The sequence below is a fragment of the Acidithiobacillus sp. TH-A36 genome, from assembly GCF_057473445.1.
The window spans coordinates 1-7,967 of record NZ_JBYCKP010000279.1; the positions used below are offsets into that span (position 1 = coordinate 1).

The 7,967-nt window shown below is 49.0% G+C and carries 7 protein-coding genes; 2 read left to right on the top strand and 5 right to left on the bottom strand.

The genetic code is table 11. The features are described 5' to 3' along the window. The 5 genes from AC2VLY_RS07340 to lptF form a co-directional block, all read right to left on the bottom strand. Nucleotides 1-194, bottom strand: a 194-nt coding sequence (locus tag AC2VLY_RS07340) for a GGDEF domain-containing protein (RefSeq protein ID WP_486922027.1), incomplete at its 3' end; no start/stop codon positions are given. A gap of 15 nt (nt 195-209) precedes the next feature. Further along, nucleotides 210-380: a hypothetical protein gene (locus AC2VLY_RS07345; RefSeq protein ID WP_300253417.1), complete on the bottom strand. Its 171-nt coding sequence runs from the start codon at nt 378-380 to the stop codon at nt 210-212. A 1,078-nt stretch (nt 381-1,458) separates the two neighbouring features. Next, complete coding sequence (locus AC2VLY_RS07350) at nt 1,459-3,441, bottom strand: dynamin family protein (RefSeq protein WP_486891837.1); 1,983 nt, start codon at nt 3,439-3,441, stop codon at nt 1,459-1,461. Nucleotides 3,442-3,564: 123 nt separating this feature from the next. Beyond that, entirely contained in the window at nt 3,565-4,638 is a 1,074-nt protein-coding gene (gene lptG / locus AC2VLY_RS07355) for an LPS export ABC transporter permease LptG (protein ID WP_300253421.1), read from the bottom strand. Further along, nucleotides 4,625-5,758: an LPS export ABC transporter permease LptF gene (gene lptF / locus AC2VLY_RS07360; protein ID WP_300253423.1), complete on the bottom strand. Its 1,134-nt coding sequence runs from the start codon at nt 5,756-5,758 to the stop codon at nt 4,625-4,627. The genes lptG and lptF overlap by 14 nt, the downstream gene beginning before the upstream one ends. Before the next feature lie 151 nt (nt 5,759-5,909). Here lptF and AC2VLY_RS07365 point away from each other — a divergent pair, with 151 nt between their 5' ends. Together AC2VLY_RS07365 and AC2VLY_RS07370 are read left to right on the top strand one after the other, a co-directional pair. Then, on the top strand, nt 5,910-7,367 hold the full coding sequence (locus AC2VLY_RS07365; RefSeq protein WP_227485245.1) for a leucyl aminopeptidase: 1,458 nt from the start codon (nt 5,910-5,912) through the stop codon (nt 7,365-7,367). Between the two features lie 13 nt (nt 7,368-7,380). Next, nucleotides 7,381-7,806 (top strand): DNA polymerase III subunit chi, encoded by a 426-nt coding sequence (locus AC2VLY_RS07370; RefSeq protein ID WP_486891838.1) that lies wholly within the window; start codon nt 7,381-7,383, stop codon nt 7,804-7,806. Nucleotides 7,807-7,967 lie beyond the last annotated feature (161 nt).

The following is a 7,967-nucleotide window of genomic DNA, read 5'->3' on the forward strand; positions in this document are numbered from 1 at the left end:
AGGCGTACCAGAAAATCTGTATTGCGTATGGCATCCTGCAAAGCACCAGCCACCCTGACCAGAAGCCGATCGCCAGCTTCATGCCCATAGGTATCATTGACGGGTTTAAAATCATCCAGATCAATAAGTAACACAGCCAACGAAGTTCTATTGCGCTGAGCGCTCAAGATGGCATGGAAAAAGTAAGTTTCCAACCCACGACGATTTATTTATCCAGTTAATGGATCATGACTTGCAAGCCAGCTTTGCCGAATTTGTTCATCCGCAAGCTTTTGCTTCAGATCAATCTCATCTAAACCACGACCTAATAATGAAGCGACTCGCTGCAGAAGTCCTGCAACATCCTCACTCAAATATTCGGTCAACTGGCTTCTGACCACGAGAACACTCCACAATTTGGCACTGCGAAGAACTGTCAAGAGCGCAACAGGGATGTCGGTATTTGACGTGGCTTCTTTCCGTGGTGTTAGAGAGGGAAACAACGTCTTACCAGTTTCCCAAACGCAACTTATTGTTAAAACAGTCCGGATCATTGCTGCTTATGAACAAAATTGCCTGCAAGCCAGTATCACCCCATAAAGGCCAGGCTCCAATAACCGAAGTTTTATTCATAGTCGGCTCGGAATCTCGCCAAGTTTCCAGACACGCATCCGCTCTTACTTCATCAAAAAAAAAGCGCAACCGCGATAACGCATTCATTCGACAACTTCATGAAGCAATTGTCGGACCGCACCAGGTTTTTCCAACCAATACTTGAGGGAAATTTCAGGCATACAACCCTTCGAGGTGATTAATACATATGATGAAACATCATATCTCTGTTCAGGACAGGCAACTCCAAAAACACGGCGAAATCATCTGCAAGGTGCATCCACAAAGTATGATTTGGTGATAACAGATCAACTTTCTTTGGCAGAAAAAACCATAATTCCCTTATCACCACTCAGGCTGCGATAAGGCACACTTAAACTAGCATGAAAAATCTCATCATCAGCAATCGGCCACCCTCTATAGGAATTGTCTCCTAGAAGCGGCATATATTGAGCAACAATACTTTCTAGTGCGTTATGGACAGAGCCATAAAAACCGCCAGTACAGATGTAAGTTTTTGATATAACGGCAACTTATTGGTGATATCCAGCCAGAGACAGGATACCGAAGGAATCATCCTCAGCTTTAAACGCACCGATCCAAACTAAAGAATGATTCAGATATCTGGACAGAATTTCCATCATCTTTTGTGTTGTCAAAGAGAGATCCTGTGTCAGGGAGTTCCCAACAATCGATCCACCTCGATCAAGGCAGATTGCAAAGAAGATTGCGCTTTAAAATCATTAGCAAGTCTAGTATTTTTTGTAAGAATTCGAATAATTATAGATAAAAATATCAAAAAAATAATAAAAATGTGATTTTTATCATAAAATCATATTACGAAATGGACCATAAAATTCTTTATTTTTAAACAACATCCGCAGGAGCTGCCTGAGAATTATCATCTGGGACCATCTGCAGCAATTCACCCAATCCATAATAAGTATCATTCAGCGCAGTTAAATTTGATTCCTTAACCCGCCTTTGCTGACTGAGCGACTGAATACGCGGCTGAATATTAGCCGACGAATGCACAATTGACTCCAATGCAGTCAACTTTTCTTTAGATTGTGCGGCAAAAAGTTCCAATTGACGATTCATTAAATCAAGAGACTCGTTAACCCAATTACGTATGTCTTTTTGCGTTTCTTTTACAAAATCCTCTATCTGCTGTGTTAGTGAGAAAAAAGCCTTCCGAACAACCGAACCTTGTGTGGAAGCAGCAATTTCCAGTCTTTTACCGAAACGCTCATAGCGATCTGCTATCGCCAACAACTCGGCTCGCCGAGGCAAAATAACATATGGAATGGTATCCAGTTTGGATAATCCATACTGTTGTTCAAGTACCCGATAGGCATCCAGCATTAATGCCGAAAGGCGATTGGCCCGCTCAAGAGCATTGTCAAATTGTGCAATAGTCTCCTCGAAAAACTTTGAGAATCGGTCATAAATACCTACAGTAGTCCAGGCGGCCAGCAATTCTGTCCGGGCAGAGATGATAATCTGATCAAGCTGTTCCATGGAAAGCGACTGTAATAACCAGGTATTTGCAGATTCCAGAAACTCTCTTTCTTTCAGCACAAAAGAATCCTGGTCACGAGCAAAAGAGCGCATGAGTTTTTTCTGTTTTTCCAGCAAACGCGGTAATTGCTCTCCAGTTTGTGCCTGCAGACGCTCCATACTCTCAATCTCACCGCCCAGATTCCTTATTTGTTCCTCCAGCAAAACGCGCTGATCAATAACTACCCTTCTGATCAGTCGCCGCGCGCTTTCCAGGATGGATTCACGCTTTCCAGGAATAAGAATTTGCGCTATTGCTTCTTCCAGTTCTTTTAGCCTACTTCGAGCACATAAACTGTCATCCTGACGAATCCGACCCAGTAAGCCTTTTTGCGCGGAGACGGCAATGACCTGGTCCACACTTAATCCCAGGCGCGTTGCCGTCTTTTCTCTTTGAGCAGAAATAGCATCAGCCTCCTGTTCAGGGTTCAGCAAATCATCCCAAAGCGTATCTACTTTATTAAGTACTACCAATTGATTTTGTAGGGCATGACGCCCAAGTGATTGTTCCCAGATCGCCAGGTCGCTTTGTGTTACACCACTATCCGCACTCAGCACAAATATCAATGCATCAGCGTCACGGGCTACCTCCAGCCCTAAATCTGCTTCACTACCCAATGAATTAAGGCCTGGTGTATCCAGAATAACCAGCCCCGCTTCCAGCACCGGATGTACCCACTGCAGCAACGCATAGCGCCAACGCGAAATTCTAACTTTCCCTTCTCCGCAGTCGCCACTGTTAGCAGTCTCTAACTGTGATCCAAACTCTTTAACTTGCGGGCATAATCCGTAACTACGTGCCTCTTCCATCGGTACACAAAGTGTCTCTGTCAGTTGGGTCATGCGTTCTGCACAGTCTTTTTTGTCTTCTGGATTCAATGGTGAAATCGTCCAGAGATCCCGTATTTTTTTTAACTTTTCAACTGAATCATTGAGAGTTCTACTGCGAATCGGCAACAATTGCAAAGAAGGCGTCATGTGGGTATAGGCAATCTCTACAGGGCACATGGTAGTTTGTCCCGGACCAGAGGGCATCAGACGCGCACCTAGATCCGAAAAAAACAGGGCATTAATGAGTTCGGACTTACCTCGGGCAAACTCACCAAAAAACGATATACGTAAATGATCCCTGGCAATTTCCTGAGCAAGATTCTCCATGCGTAACATTGTGCCGCTAGGTAGAATTTCCATTTCTATAGAGAGCTTCGCAAGCTGATCCACAGCATTTGCAATACGCATTCGCCATTGATGGTATTCACGCAAATGATCAACGAGCATGGGTATGGTCATAGTAATCTCTCCATTCGACTATCGGACCATCCGAAATCGGAGTATTCAAGTTTGGCGTATCGGTGCCAATTATAATGCAATCAGGAAACGTCACAACAAAAAAAGATTAAGAACTACTTTCTTTTAAACAATACGATGCAAGAAACCAGCAATTATAGCAAACAAAACAATGGGTAAAATGGTAGCCATCGATGGGCTAATCCCTCCAGACACACTGATATAACCAGACATTTCCGTCAAAAAGTGAAAGCCCAACCCGAGCACCAGTCCGGCCATAACTCTGGCGGCAAGCCCTCCACCACGGGGATTGCGGGTGACAAATGGGACCGCCAACAAAATCATGATCAGGCCTACCCACGGATAACTCAAGCGTCGCCAGAACGCCAAGGCAAAACGATTCATGTTTAATGCCCCTGTCTGCAAACTCTGGTAATTGCGCCAGAGCGTGGGCAGGGTCATGGTGCGCGTCGGATGGGCAAAGCTGCTGAGGGTAGAAGGCGGCATTTTGATGTTCCAGGGTAAGCTTTGTTCATGCTGCATCTGTATCTGTTGCGGCGAAATCGTAGCCAGATCAATATCCTGCAATACCCAATGACCCGCCTCAAAATGGGCAGACGCTGCGCGGGTCATGGTCTTCAGTCCCACCAACCCGGTACTTAGTGAAACTATGCGCACATTCTGCAGCGCCTTGCCTGAATCACCCACTGCACCAATCTGGATGAGTTGATCATCACGCCGCAACCAGAGCCCCTCATTCCCCATATTATGAAAACCGGCACCGGGCTGACTGGCATTGGCCCACATAGCTTCAGATGCCGGAGCAGTCACCGGAATCACCCATTCCCCAAGAACGAACATCAACATCGTTCCCAGCAAGCCAACCAGCAACAAGGGCTGCTCCAGACGCCATAGAGACCAGCCGGACATCCGCAGGGCAATCACTTCGGAATGGCCACTGAGAATACTCATCCAGACCAAGGTACCGAGCAGCAAGGCCAGAGGAACAACATCATAGGCGACTTCGGGCATTTGCAAAGCTGTGTACTGCATGAGTCGCGTCATATTCCAGACGCCATGTCCTGGTCCCGAAGCTTTGGCAATCAACTGGGCAATAAATACCAGCGCCAACAACAACAGCAACACAATACCGCTGTACGCCAGCATGCCACGAAACAGTAGCCGATCAGCGCGTTTCATGCGCACTCTGACTGAACAATAAAGGCAGCAGACCCAAATCCCGACTCCGACGTAGAAAAGTATAAAAAGCGATCAAGGCGATGCCCAGCACTACCCAAAGAAATCCCGGAAAAAGCGGCATCTTGCCAGCCATCATGTGCTCCTTTATATAAATCAGAATGTTATTTATCGCCAGCAGGAAGAGAACGCCAAGCAACATCCCGGCGGCTCTTCCGCCACCGCGCGGCTCACTGTAAGCCAGTGGTATAGCCAACAATGCCAGAAGCGGCAAAGCAATAGGCCATATTAGACGCCATTGCAGCTCCGTCACCGCATAACGCCTGTCCAGACCAGAAAAATGATCCACCAACTGGGACAAGGAAGCATTACTCCAGCTGATTCCGCCAGCCTGGTTGGTAGCATTGGTAGCGGAATTGCCAATCATCACCCGGTAGCGCGCAAATGACAGCACCTTGAAACCATTTTGTCCGGGTTGACCGAGATAGCGCTGTCCATCAATAAGTACCAGACTGAGAGCACCATCAGCACCCGGTTTGATTTCTCCATAGGCTGCAGTTGCCATATCTGATTGTGCACCTTGGGCGATGGAGAGAAAAATTTCATGATAACGGTGTGTATTTTTTCCGATGGCAGAACCCACATAAATGACCCGCCCCCCCGATAAGGAGGTGAAACTACCCGGTTGCAGCATCGCTTCTGCGGCGACATTGGCCAGCCTTTCGGACTCAGACTGAAGCGTGCGTTGGGCTGCAGGAGCCCAGGACAAAGCCAGGCCCAGCTCCAGGCAAAAAACGACTCCAGCCACCACGGCTACTGCAGGCAATAATCCTGTCAAACCGGTGCCTGTGCTGCGAATCGCCACCATTTCATTGGAACGATACAAATTATTGAACACCAGATACACCGCGAAAAAAAACGCAAGGGGCAAAACCGTCACCAACAGTGTTGGTACGGCCAGCCCCAACAATTGCAGGACAACAGGTAACGGCAATTGCCCCGATGCCACCTGCTTCAGCAGCTGGGTCAATTGGCCAATCGCCAGAATGGCCAGAATGACCAGACAGGTCAGCAGAAAGGTGACGGAAATATTTCGGATGATTTGCAGATGGATACGGGTCATGGATGATTCTCTTGTAATCCATCACTTGATTCACGGCACCATTGGGGCTTACTTTGTACGCTTTCGTTCATATTGAATTCCTCAGTCACAGATTATCAGGAGATTTACCGTGGAGATAGCCATTCATGCCCACAAGCCCAGTACCGACAAAATGGATTGTATTGTCGTTGGTGTTTATGAACACGGTATCCTGAGCCCTGCAGCCACTTTGGTCGATATAGCCAGTAATGGCGCCCTGCAGAAATTTATAGAGATGGGAGACTTCGGTGGTCAGTGCGGGGAAACCCAGATTCTCTACCAGCTGCCCGGATTGGCTACCCAGCGCGTGATGGTGCTGGGCCTGGGTACCCATGGCAAGCTCAAGGACAGCAAATTTCGCAAAGCGGTACAAAGTGCTGGCAAAGCCCTGCAGCAGGCGCAAATCACCCAAGTCAGTTTCTATCTGCTGGAAACACCCGTTGCCCGCCGCTCACCCGCAGCTTTGAGCAAAATTCTGGTGCAGGCGGTCATGGATGCCGATTATCAGTTTGATCATCACAAGGAACCATCGGAAAAGCCCCGGCACAGCCTGACCCATCTGCATTTGAATGTGACTGGTGGCGCGGAAGAAGAAGCGGTTATTAAACAGGCCAGTGCCGAAGCGCTGGCGACCGCGCGGGCAGTCGCCTGGGCGAAAGATCTGGCCAATGAACCCGGCAACATCTGTACCCCCACCTGGTTGGCGCAACAGGCCGAAGCCATGGCGCAACGTACTGGAATTAAAAGCACCATCCTTGGTCCGGACGCCATGGAAGCACTGAATATGCGCTTGTTACTCGGTGTTGCTCAGGGGTCTCGTCAGGAACCACGCCTGATTATTCTGGAATACTGGGGAGGAAGCGAAGAACAGGCCCCCATTGTTTTGGTAGGCAAGGGCCTGACTTTTGACGCTGGTGGCATTTCTCTGAAGCCTGCCGACAAAATGGACGAAATGAAATATGACATGTGCGGCGGTGCTGCGGCCCTTGCGGCCATCCAGGCGGCTGCCGAACTGAAACTACCCTTGAACATCATCACGGTGGTTCCCGCGTCTGAAAACCTGCCCGACGGCCAGGCCACCAAACCCGGTGATATTCACAAGAGCATGAAAGGCCTGACAGTTGAGGTCATCAATACGGATGCTGAAGGTCGCCTGATTCTCGCTGATGCCCTCACCTACGTTGAGCGCTTCGAACCTGATGTAGTCATTGACATGGCCACCCTGACCGGAGCCTGTGTTATTGCCCTGGGGCACCAAACCGCCGCTGTATTGGGTAACCACGAAGGGCTGGTTCATGATCTGATCAGCGCTGGCAAGGAAAGCATGGACCGCGCCTGGGAATTACCTCTTTTTGAAGAATACCAGGAACAGCTGAAGAGTCCTTTTGCGGATCTTTCCAACGTCGGTGGTCGTCCTGCCGGAACCATTACAGCCGCCTGCTTTTTGTCGCGTTTCACGGAAAACTACCATTGGGCGCACCTGGATATTGCGGGCGTAGCCTGGAAAAGCGGCGAAAACAAGAGTGCCACCGGGCGACCCGTCGCTTTGTTGGTCGAATATCTTCTCAACCGATCCCGTCAAACTGCCTGAGGGGGCCACCACATTGCCGGCTGCCTCCTTTTATGACCTGCCAGCCACCCTGTTGACCCCGCAGGAGCGATTGCGCGCCATCTGTCGGGTCATCAACAAGGTCTGGCAAGTTGTTGGGGAAGCAGATATTCTCTGTGCAGATTTGGCAGCAGCTCAGAGCGTGGACGACATGCTCTGGACTTTTCAGGCAGATGCTTTTATTCCTCATGGATTGGGGGCAAGGTATTCTGTACGCATACACTACCAGCAACCTTGGCCGGATGCCTGCGTGGTTGCCGTGTTGTGCGCCTTGCAGAATCTCCCTGAGCCACTTCCGGCGTGTGAAAGACTGGTGGATTTTATTCCAGCCGAGAGCAACGCTCGCGACCTGGCAAGAGAGAGATATAAGACATTGAAGAACATCGGATACACTTTGCAGGTACATACCCTGGAAGCCTGACCGGAGATACCACAATGAATAAACAATCTGATCGCAAGGAACCCGTGCTCGAAGAAACATTGGAAGATAACGATGACGCACCCTTGCTGCTTACCAGGGTTGTACGAGAAGGTTTACCCCCGCAGCTTTGGCGTCATGAAGAATCACCTGCCATGCCGGAA